The organism is Streptococcus sp. HMSC072G04 (genome assembly GCF_001813295.1).
Lineage (GTDB): Bacteria > Bacillota > Bacilli > Lactobacillales > Streptococcaceae > Streptococcus.
The window spans coordinates 150,721-168,587 of record NZ_KV812027.1; the positions used below are offsets into that span (position 1 = coordinate 150,721).

A 17,867-nucleotide genomic window follows, 5' to 3' on the forward strand; every position below is an offset into this window, starting at 1 on the left:
AGTCTAGCAAAAAAAACGTTTAAAAAACGACTTTTGGGGATAAGTGGTCAAAATGAAGAGATGAGTGGCGAGATAGAAGAGATTAAAATGAGGAAAAAATTTATTGCAGCCATTCTTTTCCCCATTGATTCAAGTCCTTTAAAATCGACATCAGTGAATTACCTTTTTTTGTCAGCTCATATTTTGTTTGGTGCTCTATTAGAGCATCGGTTGCTATCTAGAGGCTCTTTTGTTACACTACTAATATGAATACACCGATCAAACCAAAATTACAACGATTTCAAACAGCGACTGCTTTTGCCTGTCCCATCTGTCAACTGGACCTAGAACTTGTGGAGACCAGTTTTAAATGTCCCAAGGGCCATTCTTTTGATTTGGCGAAATTTGGCTATGTCAACCTGGCTCCCCAGATCAAGCAATCGAAGGACTATGACAAAGAAAATTTCCAGAATCGCCAGCTGATCCTAGAAGCAGGTTTTTATGAGCCGATTCTAACAGCGATCGGACAAAAAATTCCGACCAGTGATGCCAAGATTTTAGATATCGGTTGCGGAGAAGGCTATTACTCCCGAAAACTACAAGAAGCCTATCCCAAGGCTACTTTCTATGCATTTGATCTTTCCAAGGAATCTGTGCAACTAGCTGCCAAGAGTGACGCTAGCTGGATGGTCAATTGGTTTGTAGGAGACTTAGCTCATCTACCCATTCAATCCAAGAGTATGGAGGTCATTTTGGACATCTTCTCCCCGGCTAATTACGCTGAATTTGAGCGTGTCTTAAAGGATGAAGGGGTGATCATTAAGGTTGTCCCAACCTCTTCTCATCTGAAAGAGATTCGTCAGTTGGCCCAAGATCAATTGACCAAGCAATCCTACTCCAACCAGGAAATTTTGGAGCACTTTGAAGACCACTGCCAGATCCTCTCATCCGAAACAGTCAGCCTCACCAAGAGTTTAACTCCGGAAGAACGCCAGGCGCTCCTCGCCATGACCCCTCTTCTATTTCACGTAGACCAAGAAAAAATCGATTGGACCCAACTCACAGAAATCACCATTGAGGCCCAAATATTGGTTGGGAAAATCAAGATACAGAGGATTTAAAATGAAAAGTGAAAAGGCTGAGACAATCGTCTCAGCCTTTTACTCATCTTCTATATGCTCTGTCATGACTTGTAAGCGATAGGTTTTAGGTGATTTTCCACAGAGTTTACGGAAAACCTTGTAGAAATAGCCCACATTGCTGTAACCGACTTTATAGCAGATATCTTCAATACTGTCATTGGTCGATAAGAGGAGCTGCTGGGCAGCCTTAATCCGCTGTTTGTTGAGGAGTTCTGCGAACGTTGCATTGGTTTCTCGTTTAATCAATTGGCCTAAATAGACTGGATTGATAAAGAGAGCCTGACTGATGTCCTTAAGTGACAGCTCTTTTTGGTAATCACGGCTAATCACTTGGAGGACACTCGCTACATTTTCGTTCATTCGATAGTGAGATAAGAAACGGGACAACTCTTCCTGGATGAAGCTAATCATCTCGCTAAAGGTAGCAGCTTCTTGGACTTTCTTGACCACATCGGCCAAATCATCTCCTTGCAGGTATTCAAACAAATGAAAGACATCCATCAAAAATTGGATAAAGAGTTGCTTGGTCAGCGAAACCTTGGGTGTCTTCTCAAGGATCATTTTTTCCAACCAGTCCAGTTCTTCTAAGATCTGTTGGATATTTCCTTGCATGATCACCCGGTAGGCCGGCTCGTAGTAACGGAAGACCTCTTCGTCTTGATTGAGAGGAGTCGCTCCATAAAAGAGTCTCCGCTCCACTAGGTCCTTAAATTGATGAAAGTGCTCCTTATAGGGTGGCTCAAAGGCCTTCTCAATCATGGCTTCTTCTTCTTGATCTGAGATAAAGAGTTGAAGATTTTGCCCGAGAACTTGGTAAGACGAGCTGATAAAACCTTTTTTCTCCTTAGCAATCCCAATCCACAGTGAATTCCGGCCTGCGATATACCGACAAAACTCTTCCTCAGAGATGTCATCGTGAATCAAGCGGTTGGCCAACTCTTGGCTTGGTTGCTGGATTTGGTGCTGGATTTTTTCTAGGATATTGCCCATCTCCACCTTATTGACAGGTTTGAGCAGGTAGTCTGCCACGCGCAAATTGAGGGCTGTCTTGACATATTCAAAATCCTGATAGCCTGACATAATGATAAAAGCAGCATCTGGAATTAAATCCTTCATCTCTGCAATCATCTGAAGTCCGGTCTTTCCAGGCATATTGACATCCGTGATCACCACATCCACCGGATGTTCTCGCACATAATCAAGAGCCTGATCTGCATCTTCAGCAGTTGCGACCACTTCCATATTCCAGTGGTCAAAGGGGATTAATTTTTTTAACCCTTCTGTAATCATATACTCATCGTCTACTAATAAGACTTTGTACATTCTGTCTCCTTTATTCATCTTGAATAGTTATCGTATAAGTCACTCCATGGTGAGGTTGGGAGAAGACTTGGATATGGTAGCGATCTCCAAAATAGAGTAGCATGCGTTCATGGACATTGACAATTCCGATGGACTGCCGGCCACTCTTTTCTTCGATTTCTGAGCGAGGATTGCGATTGGCTAGTATCTCTTGAATTTTTTCTAGCTGCTCTTCTTCCATTCCGCGCCCATTATCAGTGATCAAGATGATGACTTGCCCTTCTCCTTGCAAGACTTTGACACTAATCACATTGTCCTTGCGTTTGTGATCTACTCCATGCGCAAAATAGTTCTCGACCAAAGGCTGGATAGTGAATTTTGGAATCTTCATTTTTTCCAAGCCTGGATCAATCTTAAAGCCATAGGCAATCGATTTTGGATAACGCACCATACAGAGGTAGCTGTATTTGCGACAAAATTCGAGCTCATTTTCAACTGTCGTCACTCGCTCATCTGAAATATTATTGCGCAAGAGACTACTAAACTCATAGATAATATCACCCAATTCATCCTGCTCTTGCATGACGGCGTACATCCGGATAAATTCCAGTGTATTGTACATGAAGTGGGGATTGATCTGGGCTTGTAGTGCCCGCATATTGGCATCTTTTTGGCTGAGCTGCAACTGGTAGATATCCCGAATATTCTTATCCATATTGTCTAACATGGTATTGATCATATTACCAATAACCAGCAGTTCTTGGTCCTTGGTCGAGGTATCAATCCGTCGTTCACTATCGCCTTGACTGATCTGATTCATGGTATCGACCAAATCGAGGACTTGACGCCGGTAATTTTTGAAAATTTGCCGTAACAACAAGTAAAGGATCAAGAAAATTAGGAAAGCAATGGAGAGAAAAGTGGTCAGGTTAGCTAGACCCTTTTTGACCAGATAACTTTCAGAAACAGCTACATCCACCTTGTAGCCATAGATCGTGCTACGGGTTTGCCATTTAACATCTTTTGATTGCTCCTTATCCCCTTCATGGTACATCTCTTTCCCAAAGGGAGTGAAGATCCACACAGCGATCGGAAGATCGCCTCTGGCATTATCAATCGCTGCCGTCAAAATTTCCTGGTCCAGCGTCATATAAGCGATCCCAACTCCAGCACCCGTAGTCGGATCTGTCAAAGGAACCGGAATGGCTGTCGCAGGAGCCTTGTAATGGTCCGCTGAGACCTGCTTGCCTCCCTTTGATTGCCGAGTAGAGACAAATACCGTCTTGTAATCAGACAAGGTGACATCGATACCCTCGATGTTTTTATTGCTCAAATAGAGGCTGTCAATATTCTTATGTAGGGACAATTGGATATAGGAAGGGAATTGGGCATTCAATCGCCAAGTCTCATACTCCGATGGCGACAAGGTAAAATAGCGATACACCCCTTCTAATTTTGCAGGGTTTTCAACGAGGCTACGGCCTTCTTGTGTGACCCGCTGATAAGAGGTCTCAAGATCCGTCACCACTTCGGTTAAGACCCGTTGGGCGATCCGGTCGGCTTCAGCTTGCTGGTTTTTCCAAGAGATCCCCGCGACGACCAGGCCCATGATGGTCAAAATGACCACCATGACATAGGCGTAGAATTTTAAAAGCGTACTTAACCAGATTTTTTTCATCGTTAGGATACCAATTTTTCGTGGATGTTTTGATAAACAGGGTCAAAGATATCATTGACAAAGAAATGCCATACACCGATCAAGACGAAAAAGAGAAGAGCTGGCATATAGTAGCTAATGACACCAAGTAGCGCGGTTCCAAGGATGAGCTTGAGAACCGGACGAACGTCCAGCAACATTCCGATCAAACTGAGCTTGATACTGTTGGCATAAGAGAGATCAAAATGAACTTGCAATTTCAAATAAACGGCGTAAGCTAGAGGCGCAACCAAGAGGAAAACCAGATTAAACAAGAGAACCAAAATTTGGAAGAAATTCAAGTGAGGAATCTGGACCATGAGGTACATGCCATAGAGGATAACCCCTTCAATGGCAAAGAAGGTATAAAAGACTTGATTAGCCGGGCGTAGATTTTCTTTGAAGAGTTCCCAAGCGCGTGACCAATGATAGTCCTTGTAGGTCATGCCATTTTCCGCATAGAGGCTCATGATAGTGGCACTAGCCGGTCCTACTCCTAGTAGAACACCCCCACAGATCGTCAAGACCCAAAAAATCCCTGTTACCAGCATAGCAACATAGACTCTCGTAAAAATGAACTCGATGATTTTTCCCATCATTCAGCCTCTTTTCCAATTAGTGATTCTATTATACCATAAAAATAAAACGCTTTCCCTTATTTGCATTGGTAAATTGAAATATTGATTTTCATTTACAGTTCTATTTTCATAAAGACATGAAAAGGCTCTGGAGATTCCTCCAAAGCCTTTTTCGAACTACCTGTTCTTATTTTTTAGAAGCAAGGAATTCGTCGTATTGTTTTTGCATTTCGTCAAGCACTTTTTGGTAAGCACCTTCTGATTTCAATTTTTCAAGCATCTTAGGAACTTCTACTTCAGGATCCACAGTACCAGTATTGATAGCACCTGCAAATTGGTTCAAAGTATTTGTAAGAGCAGTGATTTCTGATTTCACTTTATCTGTGTTAAAGATGAAGCCAAGTGCTGGAGATTCTTTTGCAGTTTCCAAGTCTTTCTTAGATTGTGCAATTTGTTCATCAGTTACGTTTTCGTTGATGTAAAGAATCCAGTTGTTACCAGTGTTCCATCCAGACATGTGAGTGTTTCCGTTGTAGCCATCCAAGACTTTGACACGGTTTTCTTTGCCGGCAACTTTTTCCCAGTTCTTGCCTTCTGGTCCATAAACAAGGCCGTTCAAGAGTTCTGGATCAGTGTTCAAGAGGTTCAACACTTCCATTGCTTTTTCTTTGTTCTTAGAGTTGTTTGAGATAACAAAGTTAGCTACTTGAGTGGTGTTGTTCTTCTTGTACAGTTCAGTAAATGGTTTGATTTCGATCTTACGGTTTGCTACACGAGAAAGCAAGCTGTTACCGTAGTCAGCTGGTCCTACTGTTTCTTCACGAACCAACCATGTATCTTGAGAAAGATCATAACCAGTGTCGCTAGTTGCTACGTCTTTTGGAATGTATCCTGCTTCGTAGTATTTGTGAAGAGTCTTCAAGTTTTCTACATAACGAGGAATTGTGTAACGGTCAACGATCTTAGTAGTATCACCTTTCAAGTCAACAACGAATGGAAGTCCATCAACAGCCACATAGTCGAAGTCATCTGAAGGTCCACCGTAGCTCTTGTTCATTGCAAATGGAACAACGTTCGGATCTTTTTCTTTGATAGCTTTCAAGACTGGTTCAAGAGAAGCATAGTCTTTGACGTTTGAAACATCGATACCATATTTTTCAAGAAGTGGTCCGTTGAAAGCAAAGTTTTGAGAAGATGCCACGTTGGCTGCTACTGGAACAGCATAGATCTTGCCGTTTACAGTGTTCCCTTTGATGTAAGCTGGGTCAAGTGCTTTGTAAAGGTCTTTCCCTTCTTTCTTGTACAATTCTGTCAAGTCAGCATAAGCACCTTTTTGAGCGTTGATAACGTAGTTATTAGCAAAGGCAATATCATAGTTTTCACCAGATGAGATGATAACGTTCATTTTTTGTGCGTAGTCACCCCAACCAAGATATTGGATATCCAATTTTGCGCCAACTTTCTTTTCAATGATCTTGTTGGCATTTTTAAGAAGAACATCCAAGTTATCTGGTTTATCACCGATTTGGTACATCTTGATGATTGGTTTACCGTCTTCAGTTGTTGCAGATTTCTTGTTGTTACCTGTAAGGCTTCCACAAGCAGCAAGAGTAGCTCCAAGAGCAATCACACTAGCAGATGCTAACGCGTATTTTTTCCAATTTTTCATAAGAAAAATCTCCTTTATGTTATTTTCTTTTTAAACTAAATGATAAGTTGAAAATCTTGTCGATTTTCGATGATTCCTATTCTTTCACACCACCGATGGTCAAGCCTTTTACAAAGTAGCGTTGGAAGAATGGATAGAGAATGGCGATTGGCACTGTTGCCACAACCACCATGGCCATACGTCCTGTTTCCCGTGGGATGGATTGTACAGCTCCTGCCAATTGGCCGGATACCCCGACGTTTTTAGCGATGTAATCCATATTGTTTTGGATTTGCATCAAGAGGTATTGCAATGGGTAAAGGTTGTCACTCTTAATATAGAGGAGGGCGTTGAACCAATCGTTCCAGAACCCTAAAGCAGTGAACAAACTGATAGTCGCAATCCCTGGTAGAGACAATGGCAAGCAGATTTGGAAGAAGATCCGTGTTTCACTTGCCCCATCGATCCGAGCGGATTCAAGGATGGCTTCTGGAATGGTCCGTTTAAAGAAGGTCCGCATCAAGATGATGTTAAATGGACTGAGCAACATTGGGATAATCAAAGCCCCGATGGTATCACCTAACTGCAAGAGTTGAGTGGTCACAATGTAGCTTGGAACCAACCCTGCACTAAAGAGCATACTAAGGAGTGAAAATACGGTAAAGAACTTGCGGTATTTAAAGGTACTCCGTGAGATTGCGTAAGCATAGGTTGTGGTGATAAAGACATTACATGCTGTTCCCACAATGGTCACAAACAAGGTAATGAAGAGGGCTTGCAAGATTTTGTCTTTGAACTGTACCAAGAAGAGGTAACCATCAAATCCAAATTTTGCTGGCCAGAATTGGAAGCCATGGACTGCCAAACTTTGTTCGTCAGTCAAAGAGATCATGACAACGAAGATGAAGGGAAGCACACAGGTCAATCCGACTAAGGTCAACAACAAGGTAAAGAAGAAGTTGCTCTTCTTACTGAAAGAATGGATCCCGACATTATCAATTTTTTCTTTTTGAATGGTTGATTTTTTCATACGATCCTCCTTTCTAGAAGAGAGCGGCATTCTTATCAATGCGACGGGCAATGATATTTGAGATTAAAACAAGAACCAAACCGACTACCGATTGGTAAAGACCGGCTGCTGCTGTCATCCCGATATCCCCTGACTTGGTCAAACCGTTGTAGACATAAACATCAATAACGTTGGTCACACTATAGAGCGCTCCAGCATTATGCGGGATTTGGTAGAAAAGACCGAAGTCTGCGCGGAAGATATTTCCGACTGCAAGAATAGTCAAAACCGTAATCAAGGAAGACAACTGAGGAATGGTGATGTTGCGAATGCGTTGCCACTTGGACGCACCATCCACAGTCGCTGCTTCATAGTAAGTTGGGTCAATTCCCATGATGGTTGCATAGTACATGACACTGCTATAACCAAAGCCTTTCCAGATTCCTAAGAAGAGGAGAAGCGCTGGCCAGATCCACAATTCCGAATAGAAATTGATGGCTTTCATACCAAATGAAGTTAAGATGTGGTTGACCAATCCTTTGTCCACGTTAAGGAAGGCATCGGTGAAGAAGCTGATGATAACCCATGATAGGAAGTATGGGAAGAGCATGGAGGTTTGAAGCACCTTGACCACTCTTTTTGATCTCAACTCACTAAAGATGATGGCGATCCCAACGGAAACAATCAATCCTAAGAAGATGAATCCTAAGTTGTACAATACCGTGTTTCTTGTAATAATGTAGGCATCTTTGGAACTAAAGAGGAATTTGAAGTTGTCAAAGCCAACCCACTTACTCTTCATGACACTGTCGATGAAGCCCTCTCCTGTGATATGATAGTCCTTAAATGCTACGATATTCCCAAAAACCGGAATATAGAAGAATAAGATTAACCACGCTGCACCAGGTAAGACCATTAAAAGAAAAATGAAATTTTCTCTCAGAGTCCTTACAAACTTTTTCATTTAACTCCCCCCTTTGAGCCTTGAGCGTGTTTATTTGCTTTGGTAGCGTTTACATCACCTATTATAAGATAGCCCATTTACATTTTCAAACTCCTAATTATAGAAAAAATTCTACAAATTTATGACATAGCTTTAAAAAAGAGTAGAAAAGGGTGGTCGTAAAGACAGCTCCTCTTCTACTCCTAGCCACTGTGGATGAGACTTCTGTCATCCAACTTGGCATTTTTTACGTTGTATAAATGGTTGAAGCCGTCGCAATAGTATGCCACTGGTTAGCCGTTGTGGCTGCGAAGTCCTGATCCCCGTAGAAATCGTTGAATGGCAAGATCTCTACTTCTAGTTCATCGATACGAGGGATTTCGCCTGCTAGGTAGTTTTCAATACGGCTTTCAGCTCGCTTGATCCGCTGCAAGAGTCCACCCATACGAATATCTACGGTATCCAAACCAAATACCTTGTTTTCTTTCAACCATTGGTGGCTAAAGAGAGAATGGAAGTGTTCAATCTGGCTTCTAAGTTTTGGCAATTCTTCCTGAGCGATTTGTTGCAAGCTCTCTTTATCACCTGCGTGATAAGCCTCCCGGATGCGTCGTCCTACATCGACTTTACTACTTAAAATAGCATTCAACTGAGCCTGACTTTCAAAGAGATAGGCGTAGACGCCCGCTTTTTCTTTAATGTCAGAAAGAATCTCAGCTGCCTTGGCAAAGTGAGGTTTGTCCTGTTCAGGAGTCATGTGCTTGTCAAGAATTGGGCAAAGAACATCCTGATAAAAAACATAGCGGTTGGGGTTAATCCCACTGAGATTAGCTGGTAGGTCTGGCAAGAGATTGGCCAGATCCAGCTGCATAAAGTCCTCAACTGAGAGGCCTGTATTGCCCTTAAAGTGAGCAGACAGACGCTCTAAATCATTGCGGTAACTGAGCTCCGCCCAGATTTGTAAGCTAGGCAAGATAGAGAACTGGGCTGTTTCCCCACCATTGTCCCCCCAGCCCGTCACGATGACTTCCTTGATCTGGTTGGCACGGCAGGCTTTATTGGCTTCTACTGCAATGAGACGGCTGAAATGGTTGTGGGGCGTAAAACCAATCCACTTCCAAGCACCACCAGCAAAGGCAATATCCTGGCTAATCTTGTGGTGATTCCGGAAGTTACGGTTGTATTTTTCCTCACTATCTTGGTAATAATCCCAGTAAACCAAGGTCACACGGTCTTTGAGACGGTCTAGATAAACTCGTGTTTCCTCTGGAATTTCCACCTCACGGTCGTACTGGCCATCTGCTGACATGAGTTTGAAGAACATATCGCTCCACATTTGACAGTGGAAACCATACTTATCTGCAATATCCAGCACGCGCTCCAAATGTTGGCACATGAGGAGACTACGATCGACAACGCCGTTTAGGATGAGGTAGCGGCCCAAACCAACCAAGTGGGCTTCGTCCATTCCGATATTGACCTTGCGAGTTTGTAGTTTAGATAACGTCGCAAACATACCGTCAATCAGGTCGTAGACTTTTTCTTCACCGATGAGGAGGATATCTTCTACATCGCGGAGTTGCTGGACTTCTTTAACCCCCCATTTGACAAAGGCTGATAAGTGAGCCAAGGTTTGGATGCATGGGACAAAAGTCATGTCAAACTGTTGGGCGTATGCTTCAATTTCCTGTAACTCTTCAGCAGAATAAGCTCCACGGAAATAGCCAAAGTAAGGTTGTCCCTCGATTTGATAAGTGTCTTCCATGTAGAGCTCAAAAGTTGAATAACCCATAAGAGCTAAGACCTCAATCATCTGCTTGGCAGATGCGACATTGAGCACGGCATTGCGCGAACAGTCCGCCATATAGGCTAAATCTTCGTAAGCCGCTTGTTCCTCAATCTCTACCTTATCCCCTTCTGTTAAAGCTGTTGCGAGCACAGACAAGGCACGGTAGAGTTGATGAGGTTTGCGGTAGGTCAGTTGATACTGCCCATTCTCACCCTTGATAGAGATAGAAGCTTGGTCAGACTGAACGACCGCCACTTCTACATCTGGTAGGGAGATGCGATTGTTTAATACTTCGATAGATTGGGTTTGTTTGGGACTAAGCCCTGTAAAACTTACCATTGGTTTTCCTCCTGTAACCAGTTGACAAGGGCACCATAGAGATTGGCATCTGCCTGATAGGTGCAAGCTTGGATGACTGGAGCGATGGTATATTCTTCATATCTGTACACAAAGGTATCTACTGCTTCTTGCACCCCTTTGATAAAATCAGGGTTCTGACTGATAGAGCCACCTAGGCTAATCACATCTGGGTCGATCAGGTACTGGATATTGAGCAGTCCTTGAGCAAGATTACGATTCATGCGCTTGATAGCTTCTTGGCAAAGGGCATTACCGGCTACCGCCTCTTGGTACACCTTGCGGCCATCCCAGTCAGACTGACCAGATTTTTCAATGACGTAGCGAACCATGTTTCCTGTAGAAGCGAGTTGCGACCAGTTGTTGAGCTTTTCTGCCGGCTCGATGGTTGTCATATAGCCAAACTCACCGCCCAAACCATGATGTCCACGGTGAAGCTTCCCATTGATAATCATGGCTCCACCGATTCCTGTACCAATCACGACACAGGCTGCATTTTCAATCTCAGGATGCGCCAGCAATTCACTCAGTCCAACACAGTTGGCATCATTTTCTAGGTGGACAGGAAGCTTATGATGAGCAAGCGCCTCATACCATGAGAAACCATGGATGTATGGAATGGCGCTGATCCCCTCGATCACCCCTGTTTCTTGATGAACGGCTCCTGGGACACTCATGGCAATCCCACGATAGTCCTGCTCGGACAAGCGTTGCTCCAACCAAGCCAGCAACTCTTCCAGAGTCTCTGGAGTCGGAGTGCTGGCCTTATCTAAAATCTTTCCATCAGGAGTGAGACTAGCAAACTTAATCCCAGTCCCTCCGATATCAATCGTTGCAATGGTCATTGCTTTTACCTGTAAAAAGGAGCGAGTCAGCAGTCGGTTCTTACTTTTTCGCTCCTCCTTTCCTTTTATTGTTTCTTCAGCTGCAACCAGCTATACTTCTTCTTTTTTAATCCATTCTGTCCGGATTTCTTGCGGTGCCAATAAACCTGTATGGACCGGATACGGTTGTTCCAGAAGATCGACAACCGTTTGTTGTCCTTCTGACACGCGCACATTTTCTTGGCTCATATTGTAATAGCGAAGGATGTAACCTTCTTCATTTTCTGCTACCTTAAAGGCTGTTGGACAAACTTGTGGCAAGTTCAGTGCTGGATGGTTGAAGAGACTACCTGTTGCTGCTACACTTCCTTCTTGTTTTTCAACTTGAAGGCTGGTCATCGGTGTCTGCAAAGCTTTAGCCCGGCGATAAGCGGAGAAGCGGCCCTGAGCTTGATGGCATTCCACTGCATATTCAACCTCAAAGTCCCGCAAGCATTGTGCTTCTGGCGTTGGGAAATAGCCCCAGTCACCAAGTTCTCCAGAAGCCCGAAGAATGGTCACGGCAATGGTATCATCCCCTAAAATTTCATATTCATGTAAACCTTTATTGGCTACTGTTACCCCCTTGACATCATCATACAAGCTGACAAAGGCTTGTTGGTGTTGGGGATTTTCAGGATTTTCCCAAGAAGCAGCCGGTTTATTTGGCCGTGTCACAACTTCATAGATACTTTCAGAATCGTTGCTTGGACGTGTATTGTGAGTCTTGACCAAGAGACGGATGCGGTGATCCTTGGCTGTATTGGTAAAGCGCGTCTTGAAGCGAATTTGCGGATCATCTACAAAAATGGTCATCTCCGTTTCAAGAGGGATAGTTATCACCTCTTCTGAGCGACTTGCCTTGCGGTTCATAAACTCGATAATGCCTCTTTGCTCCGCATCCAATTGTTCATCCGCGCTGACCGGGATCGTCAAGTCATGCTTGAGTAAGATTTTGGCATAGCGAGCATTGTTTTCCAAAACCTCATAAGCTGTTAACTTCGCATAGATCGGCTCGGTTCCTTTTGGTTGGAAGTAGATATATTCATTTCCGATATCCCCACGATCTTCAAAGCGAAGGAAATCCTCATAAGCCTCATTGGTCGTTTTATCATAGAGGGTCAAGCCATCATCGATACTAAGGGTTACAAATGGCGTATCAATCACCCCATTTTGGAACAGACCATCATGATGAGGTGCTTTACCTTCTAAGAGCTGGAAGGTCGTCCAAGAAAGAGGCGCTAGGTGAACCGGAACCGTCACGCGCACTTGACGCGCAATATAGGGTTGGCGGAATTTATCCTTAGGCAAGGTATAGCCAAAGCTTGCCCCCAAGTCTTCAATCTCAGCTTCTACCAGATGCCCATCTAAATCTTCTACGTGGTAGTCCGGTAAAGTCAAAGCGGCCATTTTCTTGAAGCCCTCTGTCGGATGCAATTCCTTAAATGGACAAACCGCTACATCGACAATCGTGCTGACGGTGTCCACCTTATTGTGCAAGCCAGTATTGATGACCGTAAAGAGGTGCTCACTCTGGGCTTTTTGAGTTGCTAGTTTGCCCTTCCATTCGTTCAGAAGGTTGGTCTTGACAAAGTTCCCCACTTGATTGACCTTGGCAAAACGAACTTCCATCTCACGGTGAACATCATCCACACTACATCCACAAATACTATCGTGTGGCGCATTTTGTAAGAGTGTCTTCCAGGCATAGGTCAATTGATCCTTGTGGTTGTGCCCACCAGTAATGATGGTCAAAGGTTCCACCACTTGCTCGAGCAAGTTGCTGTTTTCTTGGAAGGCTTGCTTGAGATAAATCCGAGAGGAAGACGTATTTGCCAGTGTGTACCAACCATCGGTTTCCTGACTGGTCAATTCTCCCGTAACCGTAGATAATTGCTCAGGAAGCGCACTTTCCACTGCTTGAACATATTCATCAAAGGAACTATGAATAAAGGTCACGTCAGGGAACAGTTCGTTAGCCACACGAATGGCTTCACTCAAGTTTCGTTGAACCGGTTGGTGGTCGCAACCGTTCATCATCAACCATTGGTTGGAGGAGGCATAGTCACGAACATCTGCCAATTTTTGTTTCCAAAAAGCCAAAGCTTCATCTTTATCCACTGGAATTTCGTTCCCGTTACTGTACCAGTTGGCAAAGAGAATACCCAGCACACGGCTACCATCCGCCCCTTGCCAGTACATTTCAGAAAATTGAGAGGTAAACTGCTCATCTTCGAGGACTTGGTTGTCAAATCCGATTGGTTTGACCCCACGCCCAAAGGCTGCTACGTGAATCCCTGATTTTTGAAGGATTTGAGGAGCTTGTCCCATATTTCCAAATGTATCAGGGAAGTAACCAATCTGCGTAGATTTACCCCATTTAGCGCATTCAGCCTGTCCAATCAAAGTATTGCGGACGTTGGCTTCACTGGAGATCAAGTAATCATCCTGCAAAATGTAGAAGGGACCAATCTTGAGCTTGCCCTCGTCGATATAACGCTGCACCTTGTCACGGTTTTCAGGGCGAATTTCTAAATAGTCATCGAGGACGATGGTTTGTCCATCTAAGTGGAAACTTTTGAACTCCGGATCATTTTCAAAAAGATCAAAGAGATTGTCAAAGAGTTCCACCAATTGCATCCGGTGGCTTTCAAAAGGTAGATACCACTCACGATCCCAGTGGCTGTGAGAGATGATATGTACAACAACATTTTCCATGAGTAAAACCTCATTCTAACTTAAATTTTTAATGTTTTAAATATAAACTTGTGATTCTAACAAGAATCAGTGAAGCTAAAGCGTGCTCCTTATACTCAATGAAAATCAAAGAGCAAACTAGGAAGCTAGCCGCAGGTTGCTCAAAGCACTGCTTTGAGGTTGTAGATAGAACTGACGAAGTCAGTAACATATATACGGCAAGGCGAAGCTGACGTGGTTTGAATTTGATTTTCGAAGAGTATTAGCGAATATCCAAGTAATCCAAGACTAATTCGCAGAACATCATGTTGGCCCACGAGAACCATTCACGCGAGTATTTGGTTGGATCATCTACATGGAAACTTTCGTGCATGACACCCGTGCCTCCATCGCAGGCAACCAGCTGATCGAGCAAGAATTTTTTCTCAGCTTTATCTGTCGTTGTCAATCCTTGAATAGAAAGGGCAATCGGCCAGATATAGCGATAGAAGGTATGAGAACTTCCGAGTCCGCTTGCGTACTTCCCTTCATAGAAGTAAGGATTTTCAGAGCTTAAAATAGTCCGACGAGTAGCTTGGTAGACCTCGTCGTCAATCTCGCAGTAGCCAAGATAAGGAGCTGCCAACAAGCTTGGCACGTTTGGATCATCCATGATGCTAGCATTTCCCAAACCGTCTACCTCAAAGGCATAGATTTTCTCGCCCTTGCTGTTAGTCGTGTAGGCGTAGTTTTCGATCCCTTCTTGAATCTCCGCTTGCAGGCGTTTGGCATCTGCAATGATCCTTTCACTATCAGCTAGATTCAATTCTGCAAAGATTTCTTGCACATAGCCCAAGACAACCACTGCAAACATATTGGACGGAATCAAGTAGCTATACTGACAGCAGTCATCACTTGGACGAAAGGCTGACCAGGTCATCCCTGTCACAGCGAAATCTGGCCCAAAGCCATCATTCACCAGTGTGTCTTCCTTACGATCTGTATCCCGAACGAAGCGATAAGGGGAGTTCTTGTGGTCTTGTTCCACTGTCCAAAGATGAAGGATTTCCTTGGTCGCTGTAACAAAGGTTTCATCAAATTGGCTAGTCTCACCAGTTTCTTTCCACAGAAGATAAGCCAACTGCAAGGGGTAGCAAAGCGAATCCACTTCATACTTGCGCTCCCAAATCCAGCCATTCAAATCGGTATGGTCGGTCTCGTGATGGCCCTTCCAGTTCTCCTCAATATTAAAAGAGTTGGCATAGGGATCCTTGAGAATCAAGGTCATCTGACGTTTGACCAAACCAGCAATGGTCTGGCGCAATTGGGGATCTCTTTTAGCCACATGAAGATAAGGCCTCAATTGAGCCGTTGAGTCACGCAACCACATAGCTGGGATGTCCCCTGTTAACACAAAGGTTGAACCGTCTTCTAAAATTTCAACTGTATTATCCAAAGTGTCTGTATAACAACGTTCAAAGACATCCACCCACTCAGGGTACTCCTTAGCTCGCTCAGCCACCTGATCCAACCATTCTCGCACAATTTCTTTTGAATAGGTCATTTATTTTCCTCACACGTATCGATTCTTTCCTATTCAGTATAAAAGATTTCAAATGGGAAATACATACGCAAACTATAGCCCTTTTTCTACAAAATTTCCCATTTGATAAAAACGCTATCATATTTGACAACACTTTGATACAATGAAGAAAATACCACCGCATGTTCCAAGAAAAACAAAGATCATTTAAGGTTGATGAAGAAAAAGGAGACAAGATGCGCACACATTGCCAGACCATCGATACCCGCTGGGGAAGCGATAATCATCCCCACTATTCCCGCGGAAATACCCTTCCTTATACCGGAGTCCCTTTTGGGATGAACTACTTCCTTCCCCAGACGACACACGAACAAGGGGCTTGGTTTTTCAACCCCAATCTCCCTATTTTTCAGGGATTTCGCCTTACCCACCAGCCTAGTCCTTGGATAGGAGACTACGCTTGGTGCCTCATCACGCCCATCATAGGGGAAGTTGCAAGTTCCGATCTCTTCCGTCGTCAAAGCAGTTATTCGATGAAAGAAGCCGTTTTCCAGCCCCACTACCTCCGTATTTTTTCGGAACGTTATCAGATTCAAAGCGAGCTGGTTCCAAGCCGCTACGGGGCTGTCATGCGCTTTCGAGCACCAGAAAAGCTGACTCTCTGCTTTCATGCAGCAAATGAACTAGAGGACTTGACCCTGACAGACCAAACCTGCCACTTCCGCATTCTGGATCAGGCTCATACCGCAGATACTTCCTACTCTTTCTATCTCCAGTGGCAATTTAGCCAGCCGATCGAGAATGTCACTCACATCGATCAAGATCTTTTTCTCACCTTTTCTAGCAATGAAGTGACCGTCCAATTAGGTAGCTCTTATCTGTCCCAAGACATGGCTCACAGCCATCTTCCCAACCTTTCCCTAGAGGAAGCTAAAAAAGAAGCAACCGATCAATGGAATCAACTGCTAAAACGAATTGAAGTAAAAGATACCGGAGGGCGTGACCAAGCCTTTTTCGATCATTGCCTTTACCGACTCCTCCTTTTCCCTCAAACCTTTTATGAAACAGATAGCACGGGAAATGACTGGCACCTGGATGTCACCCATAATGAAATCAAACCAGGAAAAGCTTATACCAATATCGGATTTTGGGACCTCTTTCGGACCTCTTTTCCGCTCTTTAGCCTTGTCTACCCCGATTACTACCGTCACTTTCTCGAAGGATTTTTAAACACTTACAAGGATACTGGTTTTCTACCAAAATGGCTGGCCCCAGATGAACGAGGAATGATGCCAGGTACCCTTATCGATGGGGTCTTTGCGGATGCTGTCACAAAAGGGATCGCACCAGACCTACATGAAAACATGCTGACAGCCATGCTCCAGACAGCCCAAAAAACAGATCCTACTCAACATTTTGGTCGCCATGGCAATGAAAACTACAAGGCACTTGGCTACCTACCCGATGATTTTCACGAAAGTGTGAGCCACAGCCTAGATTATGCCTATAGTGATTTTTGCATTGCTACCGTTGCCAAGCAATTGGGGCATACAAAAACAGCCGCTCGGTATGCTGCTTCTAGCTTCTCCTACCGAACATTGTATGATACCCAAACAGGCTTCATGAGAGCGCGATCCACTAATGGAAACTTTAAAGAGCCCTTCTCTCCTACCAGCTGGGGAGGAGATTATGCAGAATGCTCTGCAACCCAGGCTACTTTTGGAGCCTTACACGACCTCTCCGGCCTGATAGAGCTAATGGGCGGTAAAAAAGCCTTCACCCAACGACTGCTGGATCTAGCCAATCAAAAACCTCAATTTGATGTAAGAGGATATGGCTATGAAATCCATGAAATGAGTGAAATGGCCCAAGCCCCATTTGGGCAGATCGCCATCTCCAATCAACCCAGCTTTCACATTCCCTACCTCTTCCGTCACAGCCTTCATCCCGAATACACCAATCTCCTGATCCACCAGATCCGTTCCCAAGCTTTCCATCAAGATTTCCAAGCCTATCCAGGTGATGAGGACAACGGTAGCCTATCTGCTTGGTACATCTGGTCAGCCCTTGGACTCTATCCAACCTGCCCAGGAAAACCAATCTATGATCTGGGCCTTCCTCTCTTTAAAGAAGTCCTTCTCCATCTTCCCAAGCAAGAGCTCAAGATTTGCGCCAACTCACACACTGCAGGCGCCCATTTCATCCAAAAGGCCCTATTAGATGGCAAAGAGAAACAAGAGGTTTCCCATCAAGATCTCCTTGAAGCCCAATTGCTCCAATTTGAGCTTTCTTGGCTTCCCCCACATGCATAAGAAAAGAGAGTGGGACAGAAATCGGTAATT

General features: G+C 44.1%; 13 protein-coding genes. 2 read left to right on the top strand and 11 right to left on the bottom strand.

What is annotated here, in order from left to right; genetic code table 11:
• Positions 1-100 precede the first annotated feature (100 nt).
• The gene (locus HMPREF2904_RS11115) at positions 101-217 is read right to left on the bottom strand and encodes a winged helix-turn-helix transcriptional regulator (RefSeq protein ID WP_080978262.1); all 117 of its coding nucleotides are present in this window, start codon (positions 215-217) and stop codon (positions 101-103) included.
• A 28-nt stretch (positions 218-245) separates the two neighbouring features.
• Between HMPREF2904_RS11115 and HMPREF2904_RS06485 the strand changes: the two genes are divergently transcribed.
• Positions 246-1,100: a putative RNA methyltransferase gene (locus HMPREF2904_RS06485; protein ID WP_070661157.1), complete on the top strand. Its 855-nt coding sequence runs from the start codon at positions 246-248 to the stop codon at positions 1,098-1,100.
• 39 nt (positions 1,101-1,139) lie between these two features.
• On the opposite strand, the gene HMPREF2904_RS06490 is transcribed toward HMPREF2904_RS06485, so the two are convergent.
• The 10 genes from HMPREF2904_RS06490 to HMPREF2904_RS06535 all read right to left on the bottom strand — a co-directional run bounded on the left by HMPREF2904_RS06490 (position 1,140) and on the right by HMPREF2904_RS06535 (position 15,546).
• Entirely contained in the window at positions 1,140-2,444 is a 1,305-nt protein-coding gene (locus HMPREF2904_RS06490; RefSeq protein WP_070661160.1) for a response regulator transcription factor, read from the bottom strand.
• A gap of 10 nt (positions 2,445-2,454) precedes the next feature.
• Positions 2,455-4,101, bottom strand: a complete 1,647-nt coding sequence (locus HMPREF2904_RS06495; RefSeq protein WP_070661162.1) for a sensor histidine kinase — start codon at positions 4,099-4,101, stop codon at positions 2,455-2,457.
• A 2-nt stretch (positions 4,102-4,103) separates the two neighbouring features.
• Positions 4,104-4,715, bottom strand: a complete 612-nt coding sequence (locus HMPREF2904_RS06500; RefSeq protein ID WP_070661166.1) for a YesL family protein — start codon at positions 4,713-4,715, stop codon at positions 4,104-4,106.
• A 169-nt stretch (positions 4,716-4,884) separates the two neighbouring features.
• Positions 4,885-6,366 carry an ABC transporter substrate-binding protein gene (locus HMPREF2904_RS06505; protein ID WP_070661169.1) on the bottom strand — a complete coding sequence of 494 codons (1,482 nt, stop codon included), beginning with the start codon at positions 6,364-6,366 and terminating at the stop codon, positions 4,885-4,887.
• Between the two features lie 76 nt (positions 6,367-6,442).
• Positions 6,443-7,375, bottom strand: coding sequence for a carbohydrate ABC transporter permease (locus HMPREF2904_RS06510; RefSeq protein ID WP_003004100.1), 933 nt, complete (start codon positions 7,373-7,375; stop codon positions 6,443-6,445).
• A 13-nt stretch (positions 7,376-7,388) separates the two neighbouring features.
• Positions 7,389-8,318, bottom strand: coding sequence for an ABC transporter permease (locus HMPREF2904_RS06515; protein ID WP_003009701.1), 930 nt, complete (start codon positions 8,316-8,318; stop codon positions 7,389-7,391).
• Between the two features lie 226 nt (positions 8,319-8,544).
• Positions 8,545-10,425 carry a beta-N-acetylhexosaminidase gene (locus HMPREF2904_RS06520; protein ID WP_070661171.1) on the bottom strand — a complete coding sequence of 627 codons (1,881 nt, stop codon included), beginning with the start codon at positions 10,423-10,425 and terminating at the stop codon, positions 8,545-8,547.
• Entirely contained in the window at positions 10,419-11,288 is an 870-nt protein-coding gene (locus HMPREF2904_RS06525; RefSeq protein WP_070661174.1) for an ROK family protein, read from the bottom strand. The genes HMPREF2904_RS06520 and HMPREF2904_RS06525 overlap by 7 nt, the downstream gene beginning before the upstream one ends.
• A gap of 90 nt (positions 11,289-11,378) precedes the next feature.
• The gene (locus HMPREF2904_RS06530; RefSeq protein WP_070661179.1) at positions 11,379-14,024 is read right to left on the bottom strand and encodes an alpha-mannosidase; all 2,646 of its coding nucleotides are present in this window, start codon (positions 14,022-14,024) and stop codon (positions 11,379-11,381) included.
• 241 nt (positions 14,025-14,265) lie between these two features.
• Positions 14,266-15,546 carry a glycoside hydrolase family 125 protein gene (locus HMPREF2904_RS06535; protein ID WP_070661182.1) on the bottom strand — a complete coding sequence of 427 codons (1,281 nt, stop codon included), beginning with the start codon at positions 15,544-15,546 and terminating at the stop codon, positions 14,266-14,268.
• Positions 15,547-15,761: 215 nt separating this feature from the next.
• On the opposite strand from HMPREF2904_RS06535, the gene HMPREF2904_RS06540 reads away from it, so the two are divergent.
• A complete protein-coding gene (locus tag HMPREF2904_RS06540; RefSeq protein WP_070661203.1) occupies positions 15,762-17,837 on the top strand; it encodes a GH92 family glycosyl hydrolase in 2,076 nt (691 codons plus the stop codon).
• Positions 17,838-17,867 lie beyond the last annotated feature (30 nt).

Bases quoted from the DNA above. Each gene is read 5' to 3' on its own strand.
- HMPREF2904_RS06535 (WP_070661182.1), bottom strand. From the start codon at position 15,546: ATGACCTATTCAAAAGAAATTGTGCGAGAATGGTTGGATCAGGTGGCT.
- HMPREF2904_RS06510 (WP_003004100.1), bottom strand. From the start codon at position 7,375: ATGAAAAAATCAACCATTCAAAAAGAAAAAATTGATAATGTCGGGATC.
- HMPREF2904_RS06490 (WP_070661160.1), bottom strand. From the start codon at position 2,444: ATGTACAAAGTCTTATTAGTAGACGATGAGTATATGATTACAGAAGGG.
- HMPREF2904_RS06495 (WP_070661162.1), bottom strand. From the start codon at position 4,101: ATGAAAAAAATCTGGTTAAGTACGCTTTTAAAATTCTACGCCTATGTC.
- HMPREF2904_RS06500 (WP_070661166.1), bottom strand. From the start codon at position 4,715: ATGGGAAAAATCATCGAGTTCATTTTTACGAGAGTCTATGTTGCTATG.
- HMPREF2904_RS06515 (WP_003009701.1), bottom strand. From the start codon at position 8,318: ATGAAAAAGTTTGTAAGGACTCTGAGAGAAAATTTCATTTTTCTTTTA.
- HMPREF2904_RS06530 (WP_070661179.1), bottom strand. From the start codon at position 14,024: ATGGAAAATGTTGTTGTACATATCATCTCTCACAGCCACTGGGATCGT.
- HMPREF2904_RS06525 (WP_070661174.1), bottom strand. From the start codon at position 11,288: ATGACCATTGCAACGATTGATATCGGAGGGACTGGGATTAAGTTTGCT.
- HMPREF2904_RS06520 (WP_070661171.1), bottom strand. From the start codon at position 10,425: ATGGTAAGTTTTACAGGGCTTAGTCCCAAACAAACCCAATCTATCGAA.
- HMPREF2904_RS06505 (WP_070661169.1), bottom strand. From the start codon at position 6,366: ATGAAAAATTGGAAAAAATACGCGTTAGCATCTGCTAGTGTGATTGCT.
- HMPREF2904_RS06485 (WP_070661157.1), top strand. From the start codon at position 246: ATGAATACACCGATCAAACCAAAATTACAACGATTTCAAACAGCGACT.
- HMPREF2904_RS06540 (WP_070661203.1), top strand. From the start codon at position 15,762: ATGCGCACACATTGCCAGACCATCGATACCCGCTGGGGAAGCGATAAT.